Source organism: Thiomonas sp. X19, from assembly GCF_900089495.1.
Lineage (GTDB): Bacteria > Pseudomonadota > Gammaproteobacteria > Burkholderiales > Burkholderiaceae_C > Thiomonas_A.
In genome coordinates this window covers 128,424-154,721 of the sequence record NZ_LT605203.1, presented here as the reverse complement: position 1 = coordinate 154,721, position 26,298 = coordinate 128,424, and the positions used below count along the sequence as shown (strand labels likewise).

Here is a 26,298-nt window from a genome sequence, read left to right as displayed (position 1 = left end):
AATATGGCCTACTGTCTATTGTCTCGATGCTGACTTGCGCTCGCATGTGCAGGAACTCATCGCCCTGGCAGAGCGGACCGACGCCATCGCCCGCATGGGTGGCGAAGAGTTCATGCTGCTGCCCGATGCCGACGCCAACCGCGCCTGGGGCGTGGTCGAGCGTTTGCTGGAAGCGTTCTGCCATCAGCGCGTGACGCACCAAGGCAGTGGGCAGCGCGTTGCAGCCACATTCAGCGCTGGTATCGCGCAATGGTGTGTCGGCGAAGACTTCGCCAGCCTCTACCAGCGCGCCGATACTGCCCTGCTGGCTGCCAAACAAGCCGGGCGCCAGCGCCTGATGCACGCCGCGCCGTGCACGAAATCAGACAAGCCTCATGCTTGAAGCCGATCGACGCAGCGGTGCGGTTGCCCGCGACTTGGGCAGCCCCTACCATGGCTGAAAGACCTAGCCGCTCATGGAACTGACCGACCTGCAAGCCCGCAATCAGCAGATCCTCGCCTTGTTGCGTGAAACGGGCCGGCCCATGCCATCGCCAGGCTCAGTAGCGCTGGAGCTGATGCGCGCGGTGGAGCGGCGCGATGTGAGCGTGTTCGAGGTCTGCAACATCGCCCGCACAGCCCCGATGCTGGTGGCCAGAACCGTGCAGATGGCCAACTCGGCGCTCTACAGTGGGCTGCGGCCAACGGCCGCGATGGAAGACGCCGTCATGCGCATTGGCGTGGTCGCGCTGGCGCGTTTGGCCGTGGGCCTGAGTCTCGTGCATGCGGCCGGCGGCTGGGACGCCGATTTCGACCTCAATCAGCACTGGCGGCGTGCCCTTGCACGCGGCTTGGTGCTGCAACACCTGGCACGGCGCTTGCGCAACCTGCCGAGTTCGGAAGCCTTCACGCTGGGTTTGCTCGGCAACATCGGCCAGCTGGCCATGGTGTCTGCCTACGGCGCACGGGCTGCCACGGCCGACGAGGGTACCGAGGACGGCTTGCTGCGCCACCAGCGTCGTCTCTGGGGTTTCGACCAGAACCAGGCCAGCGCTGCGCTCCTCGATGGCTGGGGTTTTCCGATCAGCCTGTGGCTGGCGGCCTTGCCGATCGGCCAGGACACGGCGCATGCGGCAGGCCGCGGTGGCGAGCTTTCGCTGACGGTCGATGTCGCAAGATGCATGGCCGCAGCCTTGTGTGGGCCGGTCGACCCGGCTGAATTGCCGCGCCTGTACATGGGCGCCGCTCGCCTGGGGCTGGACGCGCAGGCCATGATTGCCATGCTCGACCAGCTGCGCGCCGACTTTCCCTCGATGGCACGAATCCTCGATATCAGCACGCCCGATGCACAGGCCGAGGCTGAATTCCAGCGCTTGCGCGCAGCCCTGTCCACAACCCCGCCGATCGACCGCCCCGGGCCGGGGGCTGCATTGGTGATCGCCGCTGACAAGGCGCGTGCGAGCGAAATCGACGACGCGCTGCAAGCCGATGCCGACCTGCGCGTGATTGTCGCGCCCGACCTCTGGCGCGGCCTCGAATGGCTGCGCGACCTCCAGCCCGATGTTCTGGTGCTGAGCGCGGAGCTTGCCGGCGTCGACGTCGTCGCTCTGTGCCGCGAGTTGCGCGCCGCGCGCGGACCACGCCTGTATATCCTGCTGGTGACGGACGATCCAGCGGCCGAGATGGTCTTGCAGGCCATGGACGCAGGCGCCAACGACGTGTTGGCCATGCCTGCCGACGCCCGCCTCCTGCTGGCCAAGGTGCGTCTCGGTGGGCGTACCGTGCGTCTGATCGACGCCCTCGAGCAGGAGCGCCACAATGCCTTCGACATGCAGCGTGAACTTGCCCGGCTGAACGCGAATTTGCGCGCCGCTGCCTACAGCGACGATCTCACCGGCCTGCCCAACCGCCGCGCACTCGACGATTTTCTACAGCGGGTCTGGGCCGAAACGGCGCGAGTCCGGCAGGCGCTGTCCGTCGTGATCGTCGATCTCGATGCCTTCAAGCAGATCAACGACAACCATGGTCACGAGGCCGGCGACCGGGTGCTCGTTGCCGTGGCCCAGGCCCTAAGGGCGCAGACGCGCGCTTCCGACATGCTTGCTCGCTGGGGCGGCGAGGAAATCGTGCTGGTCTGTCCCGGAACCGATGCCGCCGCTGCGGCCCTGCTGGCCGAGCGCATGCGTGGCGCAGTCGAGCGGCTGCGCGGAGATTTTCCCCAGATCACGCTCTCTGCGGGCGTAGCCCAGGCTAGCCCTGCAGACGAGGGTTTTGCAGACGTGATGCGTGCGGCCGATGCCGCTTTGCTGCAAGCCAAACGCGATGGCCGCAACCGCGTCGTGGTCGCCCGGGCTCCGCGCGTGCCTGCGGGCGACTAGGGCCCGTTCACGCTATTGCTGCGCCCGCGTTGCCACCAGACGGAGGTGGTTGCAAGGCGGAGGGCTTGGCAAGGGTGATTCCCCTTGCCAAGCCTGACAACGCCGCAGACGCACCGTCTTCGCCCATTTGCATGATGCTGGCGATGTGGCCGGGAACATGCGCCTCGGTCAGTCGGCACAGGATCGCGGCAAGGTCCTCGATAGCCGAGCCAGCGGCAAGATCGTTGAGGATTTTGGTGGGAAGGTCGAGCAGATCGAACGTTGCGGTGGCGGTCATCGCAGCCATCTCTGGTTTTTGTGGCTCAGCAAGGTGATGACGAACACACGGTGCCCGTCATCCTCGGGGCGGCTGCCGCGTCGGCAGTCCGTGACCTCGGCGAGGATGTGCTGGGGGTGCGCGGCGGCGGCGTTTTTGTCGATCATCACCGGGTCGCCGCGCTCGAGCGGAAAATCGGTGATCAGAGTGAGGCGCCCGTCGGCGTGTTCGGCGGCCAGCGTCGCAGTCTCCGCGGCTGCACCATCGTGCCAGCCACGGCGCAGCAGAATGCGCCGCGGCTGGAAGGTGCCGCGGTTGTCCAGGCGCAGGCCTTGGGTCTTTTTCAGCAATTCCTGTAGCCGCGGGTCGTCCCAGTCGACGTCGACCAGCTTGTTGGTGGGATCCTGGGGCTTGCCGCTCACGACCCGATCTCCTCGGATACGACGTCATTGGCGGCCGGGGCGCGATGGCCGTGTTCGACCACGGCGCTGCTGCCTTCGAGCACCCATTGCCGGGCCAGGCGCCCGAGCGGGGTACGTGGATGGCGTACGTCGATATCGGCGCGCAAGCCGGTGCCGAATCGGGTCATCCAGGCATGCAGGTCGGCCGCTGGCATGGGCTGCGCGAACGCAAACCCTTGACCCGCCTCTGCTCCGAGCACGGCGGCGACCTCCACCAGTTCCGGCGTTTCCAGCCCCTCGACCACCACGCTCAGGCCGAGGCTGTGCGCCATGCGGACCAGCGAGCCGATGAAGCGCACGACGCGCTCGGGGTCGCGCCCGGCTTCGCGCACCAGGCCCTGGTCGATTTTCACGACGTGGAAGGGCAAGGTGCGCAGGCGCAACAGGCTGGAGTAGCCCGAGCCGAGGTCGTCCATCACCAGATGCACGCCGAGCGCGGCCAGCGCGTGCACCGCGACGTCGCGCAGGCCGACGTCCTGGAACTCCGCGTCTTCGAGGATTTCGAGTTGCAGCCGCGCCGGCGAAATGGCAAAGCGCTCCAGGGTCTGCCGCACCCAGTGCGCGCAATCGGGCTGCAGCAAAACCTCGGGCGGCAGGTTGATCGAGGCGTCCAGGCGCAGGCCCATTGCATCCCAGGCCCGTAGGTGGCCCAGGGTCTGTTCCAGGCCGAGGGTGAACAGGCGGATGAGTTCGGCTGCACCGAACCAGGGAAGAAACTGCCCCGGCGTGATGATGCGCCCGTCTTCGAGGCGCAGGCGAGCCAGCGCCTCGACTTTCTCGGGCTTGCCGCTGCGCAGGTCGACGATGGGTTGCACGAACATGTCCAGGCCGCCGTTGAACAGCCGTGCGCGCCAGGCGCGGCGTTCCTCCGCCGGCAACGCTGTGGCGTCGCCGGCGTGGAGGCCGCGCGAGGCACGTTCGAACAGCAATTCCAGCGCCTGCATGAAGCGGCGCATGTCGGGCGCTTCGAACATGCCAGGCATGCCGCCGTACAACCCGAACACGCCGAGCATGCGGCCGCGCGCATCCTTCACCGGGACCGCGGCGGAACTGCGGATGCCGATGGAGTGCGCGGCGTCGCGCCAGGGGGTCATACGTGCGTCTGTGACGTAACTCGCGTTGGTCTCGATGTGCTCGCTGCGCCAGCAGCGCGGGTGCGGTGTGTTGCCGGAGCTGCCGTGTTCGTCGAGAACCGGCAGAGCGATGCCGCGATCGGCGATCGCCTGCAAGTAGGCGTCGAAACGACCGGCGGTGAATTCGGGCACGAAATGGCCATCGGCGTCGGGCTGGAATAGCACAGCGGCTTTCATGCCCGGCAGCTCAACCACGGTGTCCAACGCGGTGCGCACGATGTCGGCCCATTGTGTGGCGTCCTGCAGCATGTGCTCGAACGCCACGAGTGCGAGCTGGTAATGCTCGTTCACGTCTCGTGCAGCGCCTGTCTGGGCTTCGAGTTCGACCTGCATGCGGGCGGAAATGACGTGGGCGAGCTGCTGGCGGTCACGTGCGCGTCCGGGAAGATTGGCAGCGAGTTCCTGCAATTGCTGCAAATACCAGCCCAGGCTGCTGACCAGGGTGTCGACCGTAACCCCGGCCAAAGCATTCTGGCAGGCGATATGCGCCGCCGCCTGGCGGTGCTCGATCTCACGCAGACCCGGAGTCATGATGTGGCGCAGGTGGCTGGCTTGCCGGCGCCTGAGTCTCGCAAGCTCTTCGGCGCTCAGCCAATGCAGGATGCGGGCGAACTGCGGCTCGCTTTCCAGGCGGGCGTGGAACTGCGCGACGAAAGCGTCTGCGGTCTGCGCCACCGCGTCCTGCGCCAGCATGAACAGGCGGCGGACCTCGTAGCCGTAGGGGTCGAGGGTCCGCAGCGTGGCGATGGTGGCGCCGTCATCAACACCAGGTTCGCTCCAGCGCAACCACCAGGTTGAGCGATCGCCCTTGTGGGCCTTACTGGAATAGAGTGCGGCGTCGGCGTGGCGCAGCAGCAGATCGGATTCGGACTCGTCGGCCGGATACAGCGTCAATCCCATGCTCATGCCGACCTGCGCCTGTCTGTTCTCGCCGAGATCGAACGGCGTCTCGACGACGCCATGCAGGCGGTCGAGCAGCATGGGAAGATCGCTTTCGCGCGCCAGTCCCTCGAGCACGACGACGAATTCGTCCCCGCCAAGGCGTGCGACGAGGTCGGTTTCGCGCACGGCGGCTTTGAGGCGCTGGCCAAGCTGGCGCAGCAACTCGTCGCCGGCCGGATGCCCCCAGGTGTCGTTCACAGGCTTGAAGTCGTCCAAGTCCATCAGCCCGACGGCGAGCAGGCTACCGTGGCGCCGTGCGCGCGCCATGGCCAGTGGCAGATGGGTTTCCAGCGCCAGGCGATTGGGCAGGCTGGTGAGCGCGTCGTGCCGCGCGAGATAGGCCTGACGTGATTGCTCGGACTTGAGTTGAACCTTGAGGTCGAGCTCCGCCAACGCGCGGCCGAGCAGCTCGGGCACACGCCGCAGCATCGGAAGCAAGGCATCGTCGAAATCGTCGCGGTTTTGCGCAACCAGCACGAGCAGTGCCCATGGCTCGTCACCCCGGCGTATGGCCAGCACGGCAGCGCCCTGCGCCCACTCGGACACGCCATACGCCTGCCAGGGCGCGAGCAGGGGAGACGCGGCGGACGCTTCCAAAGCCAGCGTCTGAGTCTGCCACGCCTGTTGCAGCGCCGTGGCCGATTGCAGCGTCAGCGGTTCGGCGTCGGCCAGCACCTCGGCGCCGTTACCCGCCGCGGCGAGAAGCTTGATGCGGTTCTGCGCGTCGGGCTGTCCAACCCAGGCGGCGGCAAACATGCCTGTTTCAAGCAGCCGGGTACAGGCCGACACCAGCAACTCAGCCTCGCTGCGCGCCGCGATCAGGGTGTCGATCTCGGCCAGGATCGCACGCAGGATTTCCTGCTGGCGTTCACGGCTTTCGCGCTCGGTGCGCTCAGCGGCTTGGATCGCCAGGCGCTCAAGGCCGCGGCCGAGTTCGAGGGCCATCTGTCCGAGAAGTTGCCGCAAACTGTCTTCGAAACCGCCGTGAACAGAGTGATACACGCTGAACAATGCGCGGACCTGGCCTGATACCCGGATCGGCAATGAGGCAATACTCCTGATGCCGAAGCTCTGCGCCCGGTCGGCCCAGGGTTGAAGACGCGCATCGTCATATGTCCAGGCAAATTGGGGTTTGGCATCCCGCCACGCCGTCCCGGACGGCCCGCGGCCGGCAGGCGTCGTGGCATCGCAGGAAATCACCTGGCCGTCCAGATACTCCGCGACGCCGGCCACGGCTTGAGCCACGAACCTGTCTTCCGCGTCGGGGCACCCAACCCAGGCGAGCACCATGCCGGCCTGGTTCACGGCGATATCGCATGCAGCATCGAAAAGCTCTTGTTCCGACTTGGCCTGCGCAGCAATCTGGCTCAACGCCGCCAGCGCGGCGTTGAAGCGCATCAGGCGATGCTGGCGCCCATGCAGACGGCTGACCCAGCGCCAGCCCACGGCCTGCATGGCCAGCAGGATCAACCAGCCGAGGAGCATCGGCGCAGCCTGCAGGGCCCATTTTGTGACCACGACGCTGCGAGGCAGGCTGACGAAGGCCGTGACCTGGCGGCCAGCGAGCCGCTCCCAGGCGACGACGAAATGGGCGTTGGCCGATGGCACCCAGCCCGAGATGACCCCTTGCTTGGCCTGCGGGTGCGCGGCGAGTTCTCTGGCCAACACCCCGCGCGAGGGCTTGTTGGACGCCTCGCGTGCAGTGCTCAGTGCGGTAGGGGGCAGGCGGGCCAGCAGGAATCCGTCGTCGCGTATCAGGCCGACGGCAGGCACGGGCAGGTTTCCATTGGCCGCGCCCACGCCGGCGCGCAAGGATTGCAGCAAATCCTGGGTCTGAACGGCGAAGCTGAGTACACCGAACTCGTTTGACGCGGGCCCGGGAACGGCGCAGCGCACTGGGGTGACGAGATGGCCGCCGAATTCGGGGGCGAACACGGCGCGCCCGATCTCCAGCTTGCCACTCTTCGACAGTGCAGTCTGCAGTTCGCGCTTTGCGTCCATGGCATCCGCAACGTCCTTGCCTTGGGCGCCCGCCTTGGCGGACGCGGCAATGCGACCTTGCGCGGAGATGAGCTGAATGCTGCTGACGAAAGGCAATTGGGGCAGGAAGCCATCGATCCAAGGCTGGACTGCTTCGGGCTTGTTCCAAAGACTGGGGTGAGCACCGAGTTTCTCGCGTGTGACGTTGCAGACGGTCTGGATGCTGGCGTAGCGCTGGTTCATCGCATCGGACCAGAAGGCCGACTGCGCGCCGAGCACATTGCCGGTGGTGGTCTCGCTGTCGCCGAAGCGCCAGCCCAGGAATGCGGCCAGAGCAAGCGCGAGGATGACGTTGACCCACAGCACCAAGGTGCGAAGTCGGCGCAGTTCCTTGGGGCGTGGGACCGTGACGGGCATGAGGGGAGGACTCGGGCGCAGTGAGGGCATTTGTCGGCATTACAGCATCGCGCTTCACTGACGAGGCCAGCGGAGCGCTGGTTTCAGCGCGGATTCGTGCGATGCTTCACGTTTTTCCTGGCTTCCTGATGCTTGCCGACCACGGATCAGGCTTCCAGGTAGGCGATGAACACGCCTTCGTCCTGCAGCCCGCGTTGGCCGGGACGGCAGAGCTTGACGCGATAAGCGCGCTGGGGGGAGTCGGGCTTGGCGGCCTCGAGCACGGTCACCTGGTTTCCAGCAGATAGTCGTGTTTCCAGTGATACGGTCAGGCGTGCGCCTTGTTCGTGTTCCTGCAGCAGTGCAGCATCGATCCAGGCACCAGCATCGCCTTGCCGTTGCAGCTTGAGTGCAATGGGTGCCTTCTGCACCCACAGCGCATCGAGCAACAGGCTCACGCGCCTGCCGGCGTAGGCCCAGGAGCCACGGCCGGGCTTCAACGATTCCTCCACCAGCAGGCGCCGCCCCTCATTGGCCAGGTCGATGAGGCGGGCGAGTTCCTGGTGCCAGTGGTCATGCCACATGCGCACATCGTCGAGGGTTTCGGCCAGGCCGGGAAGGTCGACGAAGCGCAGCCAGATGCCCACCTCACAGGCGAAGGAACCGGCAGCATGGCCGGGGTCGCCAAAGTCGGTTGTGCCATCGAGGATTTCCTGCAGATGCTTTTTGGCGCGCAGGCGCTCACGCTGCCACATCTCGGCGACCTCGTAATAGCTTTTGCCCTGCTGGTCACCGATCATCGGCAGCATGATGGTGCGGCGATCCATCACGCCGGCTTGCGAAAACGCGGCGCGGTCAAGCTGCTGGAACCGGCGCGGCAGCAGGCGCGAGAGGAGCTTGCGCAGGGGCTGGGGCATGAGGCCGGTCGAGGTGGTGTTCATGATGGGTCGAGGCTGGATCAAACGAAGGCGAACCGCACCGCGCCCCAGTGTTGACCGGCAAGCATCACCGGGCTCGAGAGTTCGCGCATGATTTCCCCGGTGTCGCGGGCATAAACCTGGAGCAGGAAGTCTCGTCGGTTGCGTGCCGCCGCCAGGCCCACTGGATCGTTGAAGAGGCGCATGGAGCGGTTGCCTGCAAGGTCTTTCTTCGGGTCACCTGTGAGCGCCTGGTCGTAGATGGAGTTGTGCGCCGCGGCATAGCCGTTGCGATCGACGAGCAGCACGTACTTGTACTGGTCAGACAAGGCGAGGTAGCGGTCTTCGATCGGTTGGATCTCGCGCTTGACCCAGGCGGTGAAGCGGGTCGTGTATTTCTGCGGATCGGTTCCAGAGACTGGCTGGTAGCTCTCGTCGAACAGGTCGCTTTCCGAGATTTCGCCACGTTCCATCGCCTGATGCAGGCGGGAGCCGATTTCGCCGACCACCTGATCGAGATGGCCGAGCACGCGGCTGGCCTGCGAATCGGTGCGGAACAGCGTGGCCGACTCGAACAGGCGCTGACTCTTGTTCAGAGCCAGTTCCAGTGCTTCGGCGATGCGGGTGGAGGTCTGCACGGTTTCGCTCGCATGGTTGCGAACCTGCGCGGCCATGGTGTTGAAGTCGGCATCCAGCCCGCGCAATTGCTGCGCCTGCCCAGTGATGGCCGTCGACGTGGCGGCGGCTTCCTTGGCCACGGTGTTGACGCCGCCGGCGATGTCGCCGAAATGCGCGGCAATGGCCTGCACCTGAGCCTGGTTGGCCTGCATGCGAGCCGAAAATTGCTCGGTGGCCTGGCCCACCGTCTGAAGCGATTTGTCGATCACGCCGACCGCTTGGCCGATGTTGCCAACGGATTTTTCGGCCGTCTGCGCGAGCTTGCGGATTTCCTCGGCCACCACGGCGAAGCCACGCCCGGCCTCGCCCACGCGCGCCGCCTCGATGTTGGCGTTGAGTGCGAGCAGATTGGTTTTTTGCGCGATGTCGCGAATCATGCCCATCTGCTGCACCACACCAACGAACTGCTGCTGCAGCGTCTGGATTTCGGCGCGGTTGCGCGCGTTGTGCTCCACCAGTTCGGCGAACATCGCGCGCATGCCCACGCTCTGGCTCGAACCTTGGGCGGCGAGTTGGTCGATGCGCGCCGCCTCGGCATCGACCTTCTGGACCTGGACCAGAATGCCTTCGATACCCTGCAGCACGGATCCCAGTTCCTGGCCGACACTCGCGATGCGCTCGGTCTGCTGCTGCGCATGCGCCTGGCTCTGCGCCTGCGCAGTCTTGGAGTCGAAACGGATGCGGGCGATGGTGTAGGCCACGTCGGTGGCGCTGTCGGTCACATGGTCGACAAAATCGCGAACCACGCCGTGGAACCATTGCGCGGCCTCTGGCCGCTGTGCAATGCAAGCTTGGCGCAGATCGATGGGTACCGCATTCGCTGCGGGCGGTTCCACTTTGGGGGCGGCGCTTGACATCGTGAGTTCCTCCTTGTCCATGTGCATATCAATTTCCCGCGGCGAAGGTGAACACTGAGACGGCGTTCTGGAGTTGTTGCGCCTGGGCGTTCATTTCTTCGGCGGTGGCGGCGAGTTCTTCGGAGGCCGAGGCGTTTTGCTGCGTGACGGCGTTGAGCTGAGAGACGGCCTGATTGATCTGCTGCATGCCGGTGGCCTGTTCTTCGGAGGCGGCATTGATCTCCTGCACCAGATCCGAGGTCTTGGTGATGGCCGGGACCATCTGCGCCAGCAGCGAGCCCGCACTCTGCGCCTGCTTGACCGTCCCCGAGGCCAGATCGCCAATCTCCTTGGCGGCGACCTGGCTGCGCTCGGCGAGTTTTCTCACCTCGGCGGCCACCACGGCAAAGCCCTTGCCATGCTCGCCGGCGCGGGCCGCCTCGATGGCCGCGTTCAGCGCCAGCATATTGGTCTGGTAGGCGATGTCGTCGATGATGGAGATGCGCTCGGCAATGGACTGCATGGCAGAGACCGTCTGCTGCACCGCCGCGCCCCCGTCCCGGGCCTGGGAGGCGGCCTGCTGGGCCATGGTGTCGGTGAGGCGGGCGTTGTCGGCGTTCTGGCGAATGCTGGCGGTGGCCTGCTCCAGGGTGGCCGAGGTCTCCTCCACCGAGGCGGCCTGCTCGGAGGCGGCCTGCGACAGGCTCTGCGAGGTGGAGGACACCTGGGTCGAGGCGCTGGAGAGATTGTCGGCAGCCGAACGTACGGTGGACAAGGTGGCGGTGAGCTTGGCCACCATCGCCCCCAGGGCCTGGAGCAAAGCCCCGGTCTCGTCGCGTGCGCTGCTGTGCACTTGCACCGACAGATCGCCTGCAGCCACCTTCTGCGCCACCCCGACAGCTTCGCCCAGCGGGCGGGTGATGGAACGTGTGATCCAGATGCCGCCAAAAATGGCAGCGAGCGCGAACCCGATGGTGATGAACAGAGTGTTGCGTGCGCTGCGCGCATAGTCGCCCTGACTCTGAGCATAGGCTTGTCGCATCTGTGCCTTTTGCCCTTCAATCAGTGCGTCGATCTTCGCTCGCATCGACGCCACGACTGGGGCGGCAAGCAGGGTATAGATGGTGCTGGCCTGCGGATACAGGCCCTGATGCATCAGACTGACGACCTGCTGTTGCACGGAGCGGTTCTTCTCGATCAAGCGCTTGATCTGCGCCATGTCCGCAGCCACCTGCGCATCTGGAGGCAGTGCGTCCAGAGCCTTGAAAATCCCGGCAGTGCTGCTGCGGTTGTGGGCAAGCTCTTGACCGAGAAGGGCTTGCTGGGCGTCGTCATGCGCCGGATTGAGCAAGGCCTGATAAATCGCCGTTGTCGTGCCTTGGAAATTGCCAAAAAAGGCGTTGAGAAGTTCGATGCGTTGGCTTTGCACCTGGACGATGGCCCCCAGCCTTGCATTCGATTGCGCCAACTGTTGTTGTGCCAGTAAGGCATTGAGCGCGATCACGGCGACCATGCCAGCCAGCCCCAAGGTCATCCGGGTGCGAATACGGAATTTGCTCAAAAAATGCATGGAAAGGCGCTCCAAAAAGGGTTGTTATCCCAGGCAACGACACATTTTGGCCGCTCTGGATAGGGGATGCTCCGGATGGCGCCGTCAAGTTCGACCGTAATCCGCCATCGCTGGACCGATGTCGTTGAGCGGCAGATTGCGGTCAACAGCACCAAGCTTGACCGCCTCCTTGGGCATGCCATAGACCACGCTGCTGGCCTCGTCCTGCGCCACGGTGCGCGCGCCGGCGTCGTGCATGTCCTTGAGGCCGCGCGCACCGTCGTCGCCCATGCCGGTCAGGATGATGCCCAGAGCATTGCGTCCGGCGCATTGCGCCACCGATCGAAAGAGCACATCCACGGAAGGACGGTGGCGGTTGACCGGCGGACCATCGCGTACTTCGACGTGGTATTGCGCGCCGCTGCGTCGCACTTGCATATGCCGGCCGCCCGGTGCGATCAGCACCAGACCGGGGATGAGTCGATCGCCGTCGTGCGCCTCGCGTACCTCCAGGGCGCAGACCGAGTTCAGGCGCTCGGCGAAAGTGGCGGTAAATTTTTCCGGCATGTGCTGCACCACGGCAATGCCGGGCAAGGTTCGTGGCAGCGTGGTCAACACCCTTTCCAGAGCCACGGTGCCACCGGTGGACATGCCCATGGCAATGATCTTTTCGGTGGTCTCATGCAGAACATGGGAACTCGGTATGGGCGATTGCGTCCCAGGCATGGCCACAGCCGGACGCGGCGCGCTGTGCAGATTGCTCGTGTTGGCGCGCGCCGCGGCCTTGATGGTCTGGGTCAGTTCGATGGTCTGCTCGATCAGGAAATCTTTCAGGCCCACGCGCGGTTTTGTCACCACGCTGACCGCTCCTGCCGCTAGTGCATCCAGGGTGATCTGCGCGCCCTTCTCGGTCAGGGTCGAGCAGATGACCACGGGGAGCGGATGCTCGATCATGAGTTTTTTCAGAAAGGTGATGCCGTCCATGCGCGGCATTTCCACATCCAGCACGAGCACGTCTGGCCAGCCCCCTTGCTGCATGCGCTGCAGCGCGAACAGCGGATCGGGCGCGGCTCCCAGCACCTCAATGCCGGGATCGCGCAGCAGCACGGCTTGCAGCACCTGCCGCACGACCGCCGAATCATCGACGATGAAGACCCTCACCTTTCTGGGCAGCGCCATGTCGTCGTCCTCGTTGTGTTCAGTCCGCTACGGGCCGTGTTTGCTCGGCGTTCTGGCCCCAGAACTTGAGATAGGCGTCGCCGCTCCAGATATCGAATATCAGGTTGCGGTGTCCCTGGCCGCCGAGATGCTCGGCCTTCAGTTTCAAGCCATGCTGACGCACCAGCGCGCGGCCGGCGAGCACGTTTTTGCTGGGCACATCGAGACAACCCGCCTGCAGCGACTGCGACTGGCCTTCGAACATGTGCCCGCCACCGAACAGCTTGGCTCCGAACTCCTCCGGTCGGGTTTGACTCGCTCGCATGTCGCGCAGGAACAGCAACATGGCCTCGTCGCCATAGCGGCCGTCGAGTCGCTTGTCATGGCCATGGTGGCCGCTCCGCGCGCGGCTGGGGAGCATGTAATGGCAGAGCCCGCCAAGCTTCAACCGCGGGTGCCAGACGGCAATCGCCACGCAGGAGCCCAGCAAGGTTCGCACACGCGTGTGCCCCTGGCCGAAATACAACTCGCCAGGCTGGAGAAAAATTTCCAGGGGTTCCGGCTCAGGTGCCATCACGGTGCGTGGCATGCATGGAGCATTCATCTCTGGACATCCTCGCGCCGTGCGCTTCGGCATTCACTCTTGGCATCGCCCGGCATGCTCATGCCCTGACACCTTCATCGTCCTTGCGGTACACCGCCGGCTGCACCATGCGCAGTGAGCTGTCGAGTCCGTTGAGACTCTCGGAATGGCCGATGCAGAGATGTCCTCCGGGACGCAGCGCCTGAACCAGGCGCATGCAGACCTGTCGCTTGGTTTCGGTGTTGAAATAGATCATCACATTGCGCAGGAAGATCAGGTCGAATTGACCGATCTCGGGCAGAGGCGCGTTCAAGTTGATCGATCGGAAGGTCACCCGGCCTCGCAGAGCTTCCTGGATGGCAAATCGCCCTTCTTGGGCACCCGTGCCTTTGAGACAGAAGGACTTGAGGTGGGGCAGGGGAATTTTCTCCGCGCGTTCGATTGGGTAGACGCCAAGCCGCGCCTGTTCCAGGACGCGCGTGCTGATGTCCGACGCCAAAATTTCCCATGGGCGCTGCCCGAGGCGCTCGGCCAGAACCATCGCCACGCTATAAGGTTCCTCGCCACTGGAACAGGCAGCACTCCACACGCGAAAGGTCCGGCCCGGTTCGACCTTGGGAATGATCTGCTCGGCGAGAAAACCGAAATGACGCGGCTCGCGGAAGAAATAGGTCTCGTTGGTCGTCAACAGATCAATCGCCTGCTGGCGCTCGTGGGCATTGCGCTGAAGATGGCCGAGGTATTCGGTGAAACTCGCGCATCCAAGCAATTGCAGCCGGCGCCCGAGGCGACCGCTGACCAGGGCCTTTTTCGACGCCGCCAGCGTGATGCCTGCCGCGCCGAACATCAGTTTGCTGAAGCCCGCCAATTCTGTATCGGTCAATGTGTTCATCTTGCGACGGGTGATCGGGTGACTGCACAAGCGTTCGTGAATGTCGCGCCGGGTAGGTCAGAGACGCTTTGTCCGCAGGTGTCGCGCAAAGCGCTCGGCAGGAACCGGCGGACTGAAAACATAGCCCTGGAAAGAATCGAGGCCATGCGTTCGAAGAAAGTTCTCCTGGGTTTGGGTTTCGATGCTTCGGCCACGACTTCACACCCAATTGCTGGCGTACGGCGCCATCCTTCGATCATCGCTGCGTGCTGGGTTCTCAAGTTGGTCTTTGGCGATGCCGCGAATAGGGGAAAATCCATCGATGGGCGGTTCACAACATTCAAGATTGAGCGGGCATTGCCAGCGCTTCTCCATGGCTCATGCCAGCCAGGTTAGACATTTCCTGCACCGACAATACCCGCGCAACGTCGAGCAGGATGATGAAGCCACTTTCGCTGCGTGCCATGCCCCTGATGAAGTCTTGCCGCAAGCCAGTGCCGAAACTGGGTGGAGGCTCGATTTGTGCGGCGTCCATGTCGAGCACCGCGTTCACCGCATCAACCAGTATGCCGATGGCCTGAGGACCATCCTCGCCTTCGACCTCGGCGATCACGATGCAGGTGCGCGCGCGCAGTTCGGTGGCGGCGCGACCGAAGCGCTGCGCCAGATCGATGACGGGCACCACATTGCCGCGCAGGTTGATGACGCCATGCACGAAGGCCGGCATCATCGGGATGGTGGTGGGGCGGGTGTATTCGAGGATTTCACGCACTCGCAAAATGTCCAGGCCATACACCTCGCCGTGCAGGCTGAAAGTCAGGAACTGGCCGTTTGCAGCGTGTGCCGCAAAGTCGTTTGTCTGCACGGTTGCTGGCAGATTGGCGGCGTCTTTCACGGCAATTGCGGTGCTGGCGGGGATGGTTTGCATGGATCGGCTCCGTGTTGTTAGACAGGATCAGAATTTGACGAATGTGCCTTCTGCGGCCAGCGCCGGCAGTGCCTCGGGGCGAGGCCTTGCTGTTTTGCGAGCCACGGAGTCGGCCGCCGGACCAGCCTGACGCGGCGTGTCATGCTCCTGGCCGGTCTTGAACTGGCGAACGAGCTGCAGCAAGCCATCGGCCTGGGCGTTCATTTCTTCGGCGGTGGCGGCGAGTTCTTCGGAGGCCGAGGCGTTTTGCTGCGTGACGGCGTTGAGCTGAGAGACGGCCTGATTGATCTGCTGCATGCCGGTGGCCTGTTCTTCGGAGGCGGCATTGATCTCCTGCACCAGATCCGAGGTCTTGGTGATGGCCGGGACCATCTGCGCCAGCAGCGAGCCCGCACTCTGCGCCTGCTTGACCGTCCCCGAGGCCAGATCGCCAATCTCCTTGGCGGCGACCTGGCTGCGCTCGGCGAGTTTTCTCACCTCGGCGGCCACCACGGCAAAGCCCTTGCCATGCTCGCCGGCGCGGGCCGCCTCGATGGCCGCGTTCAGCGCCAGCATATTGGTCTGGTAGGCGATGTCGTCGATGATGGAGATGCGCTCGGCAATGGACTGCATGGCAGAGACCGTCTGCTGCACCGCCGCGCCCCCGTCCCGGGCCTGGGAGGCGGCCTGCTGGGCCATGGTGTCGGTGAGGCGGGCGTTGTCGGCGTTCTGGCGAATGCTGGCGGTGGCCTGCTCCAGGGTGGCCGAGGTCTCCTCCACCGAGGCGGCCTGCTCGGAGGCGGCCTGCGACAGGCTCTGCGAGGTGGAGGACACCTGGGTCGAGGCGCTGGAGAGATTGTCGGCAGCCGAACGTACGGTGGACAAGGTGGCGGTGAGCTTGGCCACCATCGCCCCCAGGGCCTGGAGCAAAGCCCCGGTCTCGTCGCGTGCGCTGCTGTGCACTTGCACCGACAGATCGCCTGCAGCCACCTTCTGCGCCACCCCGACAGCTTCGCCCAGCGGGCGGGTGATGGAACGTGTGATCCAGATGCCGCCAAAAATGGCGAGCAGGATGGCGACGCCGCCAGAAACCAGGCTCAGCCACAATCCGCGCGCGAAATCGGCCTGGCTGGCGGCGTACAAGGCATTGGTCTCGCTTTCCTGAATCTTCCCCAGGTCCTGCATCGTGATGCGCATCTGGCGAAGCAATGGCATCGATTTCTGCAGATATTCGCTGCTGGCATAACCGTAGTTGCCCTGCTGGATCTGCTCGGAGACCTTGGCCAGGATGGGCCGGTTGCGCGCGATGAGGTTCAGCATCTGGCCGACTTTTGCCTGAATCTCGCTTGAAATGGGCAGGCCCTTGAGTTCCTTCAAGGCCGCGTTGGTGTTGCTCTGGTTGGCTTTGACGGCCGCCGCGTCCTCGCCCGTGAGATTTTGCTGCAGCAGGATGCGCAAGGTGATGCGGGACGTGCCTTGAAAATTGTCGTACGCGGTGTTCAGGAGCCGTTCCGCGCGAAGTTGGTGATCAACCAGATCATGCGAACGGTCGTTGATGCTTTTCATCTGCACCAGCCCGAACCCGACGGTGAGCAGGAGCAGCACGACCAGGAGGCCGAAACCCAGGCCTAGTCGAACGCTGATTTTGAGGTGTTTGAACATGGGGGTTTCCTTCGATTGTGGTCAGGCCTTAAGCAGCGACGGCAGCGGATGGCGCCATGCTGGTCTGCCGCGTCACGCGGGACAGGAGCGCGGTGACATCGAGAATCAGCGCGACCTCGCCGTTGCCGAGGATGGTCGAGCCGCTGATGCCTTGCAGATGGGCGAACAGGGCGCCCAGGGGTTTGATCACGGTCTGGTATTCGCCGAGCAGGGCGTCGACCACCAGGCCCGCGCGCTGGCCTGCCGCCTGCACCACGACGACGTTGCGCCGCAGGGGAGACGCATGCGCCGCCTCGTCGCCGCCGAGCATGTCGCGCAGGTGCAGCAGCGGCAGAACCTCGCCGCGCAGGTTGATGTAGCCGAGTTGGCGGGGGCCGGGGTGGTACTCCATGCACTCGACCACCGTGTCGAGCGGCAGCACATAGGCACGCCCGGCGCTGTCCACCATGAAGCCGTCGATGATCGCCAGGGTCAGCGGCAGGCGCAGGCGCATGGTGGTGCCCCGGCCTGCGTCGCTTTGAATGTCGATGGTGCCGCGGATGGCTTCGATATTGCGCCTCACGACATCCATGCCCACGCCGCGGCCGGAAAGGTCGGTGAGCTTTTCGGCCGTGGAGAAGCCGGGTTCGAAAATCAGGCTCCACACATCGGCGTCGGGCAGCGTGGCGGCCGCTTCGGCCGCCAGCAGGCCGCGCTCCACTGCCTTGGCGAGGATGCGCTCGCGGTTGAGCCCGCCGCCATCGTCGGCCACCTCGATGAGGATGCTGCCCGAATCGTGGCAGGCCGACAGGCGCAGCGTGCCCTGGGCCGGTTTGCCGCGGGCCGCGCGCACATCGGGCGCCTCGACGCCGTGGTCCATCGCGTTGCGCACCAGGTGCATCAGCGGATCGGCGATGCGCTCGACCAGGGTCTTGTCCATCTCGGTGTCCGCCCCCTGGATGACCAGCGCGATGTCCTTGCCCAGTTCGCGCGAGGTGTCGCGCACCACGCGCTGGAAGCGGGCGAAGGTTTCGCCGATCTCGACCATGCGCAGCTTCAGGGCGAGTTCGCGAATTTCTTCCACGAGACGGGACACTTGTGCCGCTGCTTCGAGTTGCGCTGGATTTTGCGACTGCTGCGCATGCAGGGCATTGCCGGCGCTGGCGATGACGAGTTCGCCAACCAGATTGATGAGCAGGTCGAGCTTGTCGGCGGCGACGCGCAGCATCTGGCTGTCGCGCAGCCGCTTGTCCTTGGTCTGCTTTTGCTTGTCCAGCGCGGCTTGCACGATAGGCTCGCGCGTGGCGCCTTCGCGAATCAGGATTTCCCCCAGCGGGGCATGCTTGCCGGCCTGGGTTTGTTCCTGTTGCTGCGCGTTCAGGGCTTCGGTCAATTCCTTGGGTGTCAGGGTGCCAACCTGTACCAGGATGTCGCCCACACGCATGTCATCCTCGGGTAACGAACGGATGAGTTCGATGTAGTCGGCGACGCGGCTATGCGCTGGCAAGATGCTGATCGCGCTGACCTCACGCACGAATTCAAAAGCGGATTCGATCTCCGCCTTGGTGGCGTCACTGCGGAAATTGATTTCGAAGCCTAGATAACTTGTTTCCGGGTCCATCGCGTCGAGCGCCGGCAGCGCGTCAGTCAGCGTTGCCAGACCGACGATCTCTCCCAGGCCGCGTAGATAGCGAATGAAAGCCAGCGGATCCATGCCGTTGCGCAGGCAGTCTGGCCCGAAGCGCAGCGAGATGTGCCAGGTGGCCGTCATTGCCGCGCCTTGCGGCAACACCTTGACGGCGGGTGCGTCGTCATGGTCCATGGGAATTTGCCGCATGGCCTGAGACGCGGCAACCGTAACCGCCAACGAAGCGGGTTGCTGCAAGGACTGCAGCCGCACGACCAAGGCTTGCTCTGCGGCTGTGCCGCCGATGCAGGACCCGGTTTGGGCAATCTGCTCAATCAGACCTGCCAAGTGATCGCGACCATCCAGCAGCGTGTTGACCACGCCCTCGTTGGTCTCGGCTTTGCCTGCGCGCATCTGGTCGAGCAGACTCTCCAGGTGATGGGTGAAGCGGACGACGCCGTCCAGGCCGAACAAGCCCGCCGATCCTTTGATGGTGTGTGCGGCGCGAAACAGCGCGTTGACGGCTTCCGGGTCGGCGCCGGCGTCGAGCCCGAGCAGACCCTGCTCCATGCTGACCAGCAACTCCTGGGCCTCGACGATGAAGGACTGCAGGGCTTGCTGCATCTGTTGTTCGAAGTTCATGCCTTGTCCTTGGGCGCTTTGGCCGCGCCGTGTTCAACCACGGGGTCACCGAAATAGGGCAGCAGGTTGCAGAGTTGCAGGGCGTCGAGCACGGCGGCGCTATGCGAACTGAGTTTGAGAGCGTGCCCCAGATGGCTCGCCATCTGCTTGGCGGCCAGCAGCAACTGCAGGCCGGCGACATCGATCTCGTCGACCTCGGATAGTTGCAGTTCCAACACCGGGTGTTGCTGCACCAGGGCGACGAGACGCTCGCGCACAGTGGATGCAGCGTAGATGTCAAGCGCGCCGCGCATGTGCACGCTGCCAGTGGTTCCTGAGGGCTGCTCAAGCGTGGTCATCGTGGGAACCTCATGGAGCAATCAGTTTGGATACGGCCGCCAGCATTTGCGCGGGCTGGAAGGGCTTGACCACCCAAGCGCGTGCCCCAGCGGCCTGACCTTGCGCCTTCTTGTCTTCCTGGCTCTCGGTGGTGAGCATGATGATGGGGGTGAACTTGTAGTCGGGCTTTTGCTTGACCTCCTTGACCAACGCGATGCCGTCCATATTGGGCATGTTCACGTCGCTGATGATGAGGTGAATCTTGCGGCCGTCGAGCTTGGTCAGAGCATCGACGCCGTCACAGGCTTCGATAACCTCATAGCCCGCGCTGGCGAGTGCAATATTGACCACTTGGCGCAGCGAGGCCGAGTCGTCGACGATGAGAATGGTTTTGGCCATGGCAGGTTTCGGGAGTTGAGGGAAACAATGCGAGTGCTTAGAAAAAGGTGATGTCGCCGCCATCCAGCACTTCTGTGATGGCTTGCCCATCATGGTTCAGACGCTGTTCCTGGGTCGTGTAGCCATTGGCGATGCCTTGCATATAGGCCGCAACATCCAGGCTGGCCTCATCGTGCGCAGCTGCGAGAAAACCACGGACTCGCTCGTTCAATGCATCCAGGCTCTGTCGGGCGTGGACCAGGATCTGGCTGACGCGATCCTGGAATTGCAGGGAAACCAGCACCTGTGCGATTTCCTGGCGCATCTGGTTGCTTTCCTTTTGCAGGATGTCGGTGGACGAAGTCAGGCCACTTGTGACCTGCCGCAATCTCTCCAGCACCTGTTGGACTGATCGCTCTGATTCCGCCAGTGACTGCTTTTCTTCAGCGTTCGACTGAGCCGCCGTCTGGGTCAGCGTTCGCATCGCACCGCTGATGACTCTGACCATCTCGGACATTTCTTGCCCAGTGTCACGTGACTGCACCGAAAGCCGGCGCACTTCATCGGCAACCACGGCGAAGCCGCGCCCGTTTTCACCAGCACGGGCCGCTTCGATCGCAGCGTTGAGAGCTAGAAGATTGGTTCTGGAGGCCAGCGCGGAAACTTGGTCTGCCATTTTCTGGAGAGCATTCGCATGTCCGGTGACCTGCATGACGTCACCCATCGCGGCATCACGTTTGGCGAACGCGACCTTGAGCCGCTCCATCACCGCCCCAAGAGCGCTCTGGCTTTGCGCAAAGACGGCAACAGTCCCATCCTCACCTTCTGTGCCCATGGCCGTTTGTGAAGCCCTGACGGCGTTCTCCAGACTTCCATAGAGACTGGAGAAGCGCTGGCTCAGTTGCAGAATGGCCGTCTCCATCTGGACGCGGCCGGCGTCGATCTGTTGCCCAAGAATGGGAAGCGCTTCGCCGCAGAGGGATGCAATCTGCTCGGATCGCGGTTTCTGTAGGTCTTGGCTTTTTGCAGGGTCTGACATGGGCATCAATATTCCGTCGTGATGGCTGGCTGACAACCGAATGAGGATGACGCCTAGGCGCGCTGCGTGGCGGTATCGATCGCCTTCCGCAGCGCAGTGCCAAGCTCTTCGGCGACGAACTTGGCCACGTAGCCTTCGGCACCGACATTTCGCGCGTGGTCCTCGTTGGCCTGACCGGTGAGCGAGGAGTGAATCACAACCGGAATGCGCTTCAAGCGTTCGTCATCCTTGATCTTGCGGGTCAGGGTGAAGCCATCCATCTCGGGCATTTCCAGGTCAGTCAGTACGGCCGCCACCTTGTCGCCTACGCTCTTGCCTTCGGCTTTCGCATCATTCGCCAGCGCCTGCAGCTTGTCCCAGGCTTCCTTGCCGGTCTTGGTCATGACGTAGGGCGCATGTAGGGCCTGCAACACCTTTTCGATCTGGCTGCGGGCGACGAAGGAGTCGTCGGCGGCAAGGATCACGGACCCGGGCGGCAATTCCAGCTTCTGGCCGACCTGCGCGGCATTGACCTCCTGCACGCGCGAGGGCAGCACATCGCGCAGCACCTTCTCCACGTCCAAGACGAGGGCCAGGCGGGTCTTGTCGCTGTCCGCATCAAGCCGCGCAATGCTGGTCACCATGCCGCCGACCGCATTGGCTTCGGCCGAGAGCACTCGGCTCCATTCCAAGCGCATGATTTCCTCCACCTCCTCCACCGCAAAGCCTTGCACCGAGCGTTCGTACTCGGTCACGATGAGGATGTTCAGCGCCTTGGGCTTGCAACCGACCAGTGCGGGCAGGTCGATCACGGGCACGATCTGCCCGCGGATATTGGCCACGCCAAGGACATGCTGCGGTGCGCCCGGCATCGCCGTGATCGATGGCATCACCAGCGCCTCGCGCACCTTGAACACGTTGATGCCGAAGATCTCGCGCCGTCTTCCGTTGTCTTCGCCGAGGCGGAAGAGCAACAGCTCAAATTTATTGGTGCCCGCAAGGCGCGAGCGTTCGTCGACTTCCTGGAGAACGGTGGACATGAGAGGCTCCGTGTGCTGGATGGATTGGATGGGTTGGAATGTCGGGATCAGGGCACGAGCGCCATCAGCGCTTCAACACGTTCGGTGATGGCGTTGCTTGCGAGTTCGAGTTCGGCGGCGAGTTTTTCGATGCGCGGCAGGTCGCCGGCGCGAAGCGCCTCGACCAGCGCCTGGCCGGTGGTGTGCACGTTTTTGTGCGCGCCCTCGGCTGCGCCGAAACCTGCGTTAGAGCCGAAGTAGCTTTGGGCCGGACCGTAGTACCACTTGCCGAAGTAGCAGGCGCGGTCGTTGGACAGGTCCAAGTCGACGGTCTTGCCGGTTTGCGCCGCGGCGAGCAGGTCGCCGATCCAGGCGTCGTGCATCGCCAGAGAGATGCGAAGAGCCACTCCTGGGCTGCTGAATTTGCCCATTTCGGCTGCGCCCTGTTTGAGTTGGATGCGTGCCTGACCTACGGCTTCGAACATCGCTTCGAACTGGCCGGCCAGGGTCTGCAGTGTCTGGCTGGCGAGTTCGCCGCTTTGCTGCTGGTCGTGGGCATCGGCGACGAGTTTTTCCATCTGTGCACGCTGCGCGGCCGCGACCTGCAGCACGCTGTCCATGGTGCGGCGCACGCCGGTGGTGGCTGCCTGCACATTGCCCACGAGGTTGCCCACCTGTTCGATGCGCTGCACGGCGCCATCCATGTCCCGTCCGAGGTCGGCGGAGTGGTCGCGGATGGCCAGGGTCAGATCGTCGATCCGGCGGGTGATCTCTGCGGTTTTGCGCGCAAGATTCCGCACTTCGCCGGCGACGACTGCGAACCCCCGGCCCGCCTCGCCTGCACGCGCAGCTTCGATCGCGGCGTTGAGCGCGAGCAGATTGGTCTGGTTGGCCACATCCTGGATGCCGGCGGTGAGCTGCTCGACGGTCTGTACCGACTCGACGAAGCTGGCGAGCTTGCCCTGGGTGGAGGCGACGAAGCGGCTGACGTCATGGACCTCTTCCTGAACCGCGTCGAGCGCCTTCTGGCTGCGTGCAACGTTCTGCGAGGTGACATGGGTCTTGTCCTGCAAGTCCTGCATGCCCGCGGACGCGGTCTGCGTGCGGGTGGCTGCGAGTTGAAGGCGCTGCGCTGTGCCGAGCACCTGGGAGGAAAGCTCGGCCAACTCGGTCTGAAAGCCTGAGACCTTTGCCTCGGCGAATGCCAGGCTGCGCGTGGTGTGGCGCACGGTGTCCGTCCCGGCGAGGAGGGCTGAGCGCACGGCGGCGAATTGCCGCACCCAGTGGTCGGCGTCGATCAGGTCGATGGCCCGCAGTGCGCCGTCGCCCTTGCCGGTGAACAGCGCCAGCGCAGCCTGCAACACGGTTTCGCGGTCGTTTTTCAATCGAGCGAGCAGGCCGTCGGCCTGGGTGCCGAAGGCCCCACTGGCTGCGGGTTGCGCAGCCGAGTCCGCCGGCGCCGGAAGTTCCAGAAGGCTTTCCATGATGCTTTCCTCGGGTTCAGCGCGACGTGCCGCCCGCATGGATCGACTGGTGGAAGCTGGCCATGGTGTCGACTGCCGTGCGATTCAGATTCATATAGAAGACCTTGTTCTCCATCGCTTCGTCGGCCTCAGCAAGCATTTCAGGCGCGTCCAGCGGGACAAGACGCGGTTCCGCGTAGTGCAATAGCGTGGAGTACATGTTGGTTCACTCTCGTGGAGTATTGACGCTTGGCTCACTGGAAACCCAGGCGCAAATTGCCCCAATGGCGGCTCCCGATCCGGATGGGAACGTCGAGCTCGCGCAGAACTTCGCCCGTGTCACGGGCGTAGATCATCAGGTGGCTGGGTTTGGTGTTGTGGGCCGCTTCCAACCCGAACGCGTCGTTGAAAATGCGCATGGCGCGGTTGCCGATCAAGTCTTTCTGTGGGTCGCCGGTCAGCGGCTTGTCGTAAATGCTGTTGTGTGTGGCGGTGTAGCCATTGCGGTCGACGGCGAAGGCAAACCGGAAGTTCGCGCTCTGTGCCAGGATGTCGTCAAGCACGGATTGCACACGCTGCTTGAACAGATTGGTGAAACGGGTTTGGTATTTCTGCGGCTGGGTGCTGGGCACCGGGACGTATGCCTCGTCGAACAGATCGGCCTCGGCAATGCTGCCGTCCGAGATGGCTTGTTGCAAGACGCGGGTGATGTTTGCTGCGCCTTGCAGGGCCGAGCGCGACGCCATGCTTAACTCCGAGCCGGTGTCGAAATCCAGGTTCATTTCGAGCAGGGTCTTGTTCTCGTTCAGGGTTTCGAGCAGATTGGCTGAAACCTCCTCCGATCCCTTGATGCCATCTTCCGTAGCTTGACGAATGCCGGCAGTCATCTGGCCAAAGCTGGCACTGAGTTCGGCGATCGTGTCCTGTGAGGTACGGCTCAGGCGCGCAACCTCGGAGAACACCATCTGGTTATCGACGATGCCCTGTCTGATTTCGGCAAACCCCTTGAGCACGTCAGCCATCTGCACCGCGCTGCGGCTGACGGCAACGCCCAGACTTTCGGAAGAGCTGTGCGCAACGGAGACGGAATCACGGATGGTCTCGATCGAATCGCCGGCGGTCACCGCGGTTGCGGCGGCCTTGCTGGCCAGGCGCCGCACCTCGTCGGCGACCACGGCGAAGCCTCGGCCCGCCTCGCCAGCGCGCGCGGCTTCGATGGCTGCATTGAGCGCGAGTAGGTTGGTCTGGCCGGCGATGTCCTTGATGACCTGTAAAACCCGTGTGATGTCCTGCGCGTGCGCTTGGATGCGCTCGAGGTGTTCGCGGTTGCGCGTGGTTTCGACCACCAAATTTTCGAACTGCTCGCGCGCGGCGCTGACGTCCTGTTGCCGGGTCTCGGTGACGCCGGCAATGGTCTGGGCGCGGATTGCGGCTCGTTGGATGTGCGCTTCCATCGCATGCGTGGCCTGCACCACCTGCTCGACACTGGCGCCGACATTGGCGATGAGTTTGTCCTGCTCAGCCTGCCGAGTTTTGATCGTTTGTACCGAGCCTCGCGGCGAGAAATAGCCGCGTGCCGCAGCCAGCCCAACCCTGGTGGAGCCGCGCTCCCAGGCCTGCGCCTTATCGCGCAGGAATCCCAGGATGCTGCGATAGGGTTCTGGCAGGGCAGCGATGCGCTCGGCACGCGCGTCCAGAGGCCGCAGCGCAAGGGCGTCGATCAGGTCGTCAGCCGCGTTGGGGGGTAAGGTGGCGTTCAGCATGGCATGCGTCATGTGCAGGTGGATGGTCCGGCAAGCAGTCAGGCCACGGCACTGCCAACGTCCAGCGCATCGAACCACTGGATGAAGCGCTGGACGTTCTCGCCGGTATAGATCGCGCCGTGTTGCGGGCACAGGAACTCGATGTCGAGCTTGGACACGCGTTCGCACCAGTTACGCTTGGCCGCGTTGCTGGGCATCCAGCGCTTGTGGAAAAACGTGGCATGCTTGATGTGCGCATCGAACGCGGATGCGCTTTCGAGGTCGCGTCGGTCGACGAATGCTGAGTGGCCGGTGGGCAGCATTGCTGCGCCCACGTCGCCAGAGAACAGCACCTTGGCTTGTGGGTCGTAGAGGTGGAAGTTGGCCGAGGAATGCAGGTAGTGCGCCGGGATGATCTGAAGCTTGGCGCTGCCCACGGCCAGTTCGCCGCCTTCATCCGCAATGCCCTGAATGCTGGCCTCCAATGCCCCGTAGTGACGGATGAAGCTCACCCACAATTGCGGGGTGTGCCAGGTGATGTCGGGGTTGCAGGCATTCCACAGCGGCAGGCTCGACGCGATGTCCGGGTCCTGGTGGCTGACGAAGGCCTGTTCGATGGAGGAGGGCGGCAGCACATCGACCAAGGCCGAGAACACTTGGGAAAAGACCTCGAAGCCGCCGGGATCGCACAGCAGTGTGTGGCCATCGACCTGCAAGGCGTAGACGTTCGAGTCGATGACGCGCGGTTCGTCCTGGTCGTAGACGGTGAACCATTGGTGTTGACCTTCGGAATAGAACTTTTCGGCTTTCATGGAAGAACCTTTTCGATGTGCTCGGCATAGGTGCGCAGCAGATCGCGCACCTGCACCACGGCGTTGTCCATATCGGAGGAAACCTGGGCCAGCGCAGCGCGCCCATCGCCCTTGAGCGCAGCTTCGATGCGGCCGTTGACGACCACGTATTCGAGTTCCGCAACGACGCTCTCGAAGCGGGCGAGCGCTTGGCTCAGGCGTGCACCGGCACGTCTGCTTTGTTCGTTGCGCGCGAGCAGTTGTTGCTGGCGCTGCTTGACGGCGCGCTCCAGTCCGGGAGCCTTTTGCCGAACGGCGTCCGGCAGGACGCTGAGTTTTTCGATCAGATGGGTGTAACGCAGGGTTTGCATGAAACCCTGCATCAGAGGCAGGACGGCGTGCTGCACATCGGCTGCCGCGCCCTGGAGTTGCTGTGCGCCTTCGCGAAACGACTGCGCAACCACGCCGTAGCCGGCTAGGACCTTGCCATGGCGTTTGACCAGAACCTGGGCGTTCAAGGCCTTTCGATCAATTTCGCGCAGCCGGCGCTGTAACTGGCCCTGAAAGGCGAAGGTGGCATCGGCGACGCCGACGAAGCTGTGACGCATTTGCGCGATGGTGGGGGATGTCATGGC

General features: G+C 64.0%; 22 protein-coding genes and 2 pseudogenes. 2 read left to right on the top strand and 22 right to left on the bottom strand.

All coding sequences use genetic code 11. The annotated features are described in order from the left end of the window. The first annotated feature begins 34 nt into the window (after positions 1–34). Together THIX_RS23285 and THIX_RS00910 are read left to right on the top strand one after the other, a co-directional pair. Positions 35–382, top strand: a complete 348-nt coding sequence (locus THIX_RS23285) for a GGDEF domain-containing protein (protein ID WP_158540765.1) — start codon at positions 35–37, stop codon at positions 380–382. A gap of 73 nt (positions 383–455) precedes the next feature. Further along, positions 456–2,357 (top strand): diguanylate cyclase, encoded by a 1,902-nt coding sequence (locus THIX_RS00910; RefSeq protein WP_112484463.1) that lies wholly within the window; start codon positions 456–458, stop codon positions 2,355–2,357. A gap of 7 nt (positions 2,358–2,364) precedes the next feature. Here the strand turns inward: THIX_RS00910 and THIX_RS00905 are convergent, their stop codons facing one another. From THIX_RS00905 to THIX_RS00805, 22 genes and pseudogenes are all read right to left on the bottom strand, one after another. After that, entirely contained in the window at positions 2,365–2,634 is a 270-nt protein-coding gene (locus tag THIX_RS00905) for a hypothetical protein (protein WP_158540764.1), read from the bottom strand. Further along, positions 2,631–3,035, bottom strand: coding sequence for a hypothetical protein (locus THIX_RS00900; RefSeq protein WP_112484461.1), 405 nt, complete (start codon positions 3,033–3,035; stop codon positions 2,631–2,633). The genes THIX_RS00905 and THIX_RS00900 overlap by 4 nt, the downstream gene beginning before the upstream one ends. After that, complete coding sequence (locus THIX_RS00895) at positions 3,032–7,546, bottom strand: EAL domain-containing protein (RefSeq protein ID WP_112484460.1); 4,515 nt, start codon at positions 7,544–7,546, stop codon at positions 3,032–3,034. The genes THIX_RS00900 and THIX_RS00895 overlap by 4 nt, the downstream gene beginning before the upstream one ends. Before the next feature lie 146 nt (positions 7,547–7,692). Then, on the bottom strand, positions 7,693–8,466 hold the full coding sequence (locus tag THIX_RS00890) for a hypothetical protein (protein WP_112484459.1): 774 nt from the start codon (positions 8,464–8,466) through the stop codon (positions 7,693–7,695). Positions 8,467–8,483: 17 nt separating this feature from the next. After that, on the bottom strand, positions 8,484–9,977 hold the full coding sequence (locus THIX_RS00885; RefSeq protein ID WP_158540763.1) for a methyl-accepting chemotaxis protein: 1,494 nt from the start codon (positions 9,975–9,977) through the stop codon (positions 8,484–8,486). A gap of 28 nt (positions 9,978–10,005) precedes the next feature. After that, the gene (locus THIX_RS00880; RefSeq protein ID WP_112484457.1) at positions 10,006–11,526 is read right to left on the bottom strand and encodes a methyl-accepting chemotaxis protein; all 1,521 of its coding nucleotides are present in this window, start codon (positions 11,524–11,526) and stop codon (positions 10,006–10,008) included. Between the two features lie 84 nt (positions 11,527–11,610). Further along, the gene (locus THIX_RS00875; protein WP_112484456.1) at positions 11,611–12,684 is read right to left on the bottom strand and encodes a chemotaxis response regulator protein-glutamate methylesterase; all 1,074 of its coding nucleotides are present in this window, start codon (positions 12,682–12,684) and stop codon (positions 11,611–11,613) included. 19 nt (positions 12,685–12,703) lie between these two features. After that, positions 12,704–13,252: a chemotaxis protein CheD gene (locus tag THIX_RS00870; protein ID WP_233224329.1), complete on the bottom strand. Its 549-nt coding sequence runs from the start codon at positions 13,250–13,252 to the stop codon at positions 12,704–12,706. A 73-nt stretch (positions 13,253–13,325) separates the two neighbouring features. Continuing rightward, positions 13,326–14,138, bottom strand: coding sequence for a protein-glutamate O-methyltransferase CheR (locus tag THIX_RS00865; RefSeq protein ID WP_112484454.1), 813 nt, complete (start codon positions 14,136–14,138; stop codon positions 13,326–13,328). Between the two features lie 319 nt (positions 14,139–14,457). Continuing rightward, positions 14,458–15,045 carry a chemotaxis protein CheW gene (locus THIX_RS00860; RefSeq protein ID WP_112484453.1) on the bottom strand — a complete coding sequence of 196 codons (588 nt, stop codon included), beginning with the start codon at positions 15,043–15,045 and terminating at the stop codon, positions 14,458–14,460. A 27-nt stretch (positions 15,046–15,072) separates the two neighbouring features. Beyond that, positions 15,073–16,686 (bottom strand): methyl-accepting chemotaxis protein, encoded by a 1,614-nt coding sequence (locus tag THIX_RS00855; protein WP_112484452.1) that lies wholly within the window; start codon positions 16,684–16,686, stop codon positions 15,073–15,075. Positions 16,687–16,714: 28 nt separating this feature from the next. Next, on the bottom strand, positions 16,715–18,934 hold the full coding sequence (locus THIX_RS00850) for a chemotaxis protein CheA (protein WP_112484451.1): 2,220 nt from the start codon (positions 18,932–18,934) through the stop codon (positions 16,715–16,717). Then, positions 18,931–19,272, bottom strand: a complete 342-nt coding sequence (locus tag THIX_RS00845; RefSeq protein ID WP_112484450.1) for a lipid asymmetry maintenance protein MlaB — start codon at positions 19,270–19,272, stop codon at positions 18,931–18,933. The genes THIX_RS00850 and THIX_RS00845 overlap by 4 nt, the downstream gene beginning before the upstream one ends. Positions 19,273–19,282: 10 nt before the next feature. After that, entirely contained in the window at positions 19,283–19,651 is a 369-nt protein-coding gene (locus tag THIX_RS00840; RefSeq protein ID WP_112484449.1) for a response regulator, read from the bottom strand. A 37-nt stretch (positions 19,652–19,688) separates the two neighbouring features. Then, positions 19,689–20,669 carry a methyl-accepting chemotaxis protein gene (locus THIX_RS00835; protein ID WP_233224328.1) on the bottom strand — a complete coding sequence of 327 codons (981 nt, stop codon included), beginning with the start codon at positions 20,667–20,669 and terminating at the stop codon, positions 19,689–19,691. A gap of 53 nt (positions 20,670–20,722) precedes the next feature. After that, a complete protein-coding gene (locus THIX_RS00830; RefSeq protein WP_112484447.1) occupies positions 20,723–21,688 on the bottom strand; it encodes a chemotaxis protein in 966 nt (321 codons plus the stop codon). A 47-nt stretch (positions 21,689–21,735) separates the two neighbouring features. Next, positions 21,736–22,050: a CZB domain-containing protein gene (locus THIX_RS24730; RefSeq protein ID WP_371412986.1), complete on the bottom strand. Its 315-nt coding sequence runs from the start codon at positions 22,048–22,050 to the stop codon at positions 21,736–21,738. A 228-nt stretch (positions 22,051–22,278) separates the two neighbouring features. Next, positions 22,279–22,749: pseudogene (locus tag THIX_RS24725) on the bottom strand (methyl-accepting chemotaxis protein); the annotation flags it as partial. 418 nt (positions 22,750–23,167) lie between these two features. Beyond that, positions 23,168–23,350 (bottom strand): hypothetical protein, encoded by a 183-nt coding sequence (locus THIX_RS00820; protein ID WP_112484445.1) that lies wholly within the window; start codon positions 23,348–23,350, stop codon positions 23,168–23,170. 34 nt (positions 23,351–23,384) lie between these two features. After that, positions 23,385–24,407 (bottom strand): annotated as a pseudogene (locus tag THIX_RS00815) (methyl-accepting chemotaxis protein); the annotation flags it as partial. Positions 24,408–24,931: 524 nt separating this feature from the next. Further along, positions 24,932–25,684, bottom strand: a complete 753-nt coding sequence (locus THIX_RS00810; protein ID WP_112484443.1) for an MBL fold metallo-hydrolase — start codon at positions 25,682–25,684, stop codon at positions 24,932–24,934. After that, positions 25,681–26,295 (bottom strand): chemotaxis protein, encoded by a 615-nt coding sequence (locus THIX_RS00805; RefSeq protein ID WP_112484442.1) that lies wholly within the window; start codon positions 26,293–26,295, stop codon positions 25,681–25,683. Before THIX_RS00805 ends, THIX_RS00810 begins: the two co-directional genes overlap by 4 nt. Between the last annotated feature and the right edge of the window lie 3 nt (positions 26,296–26,298).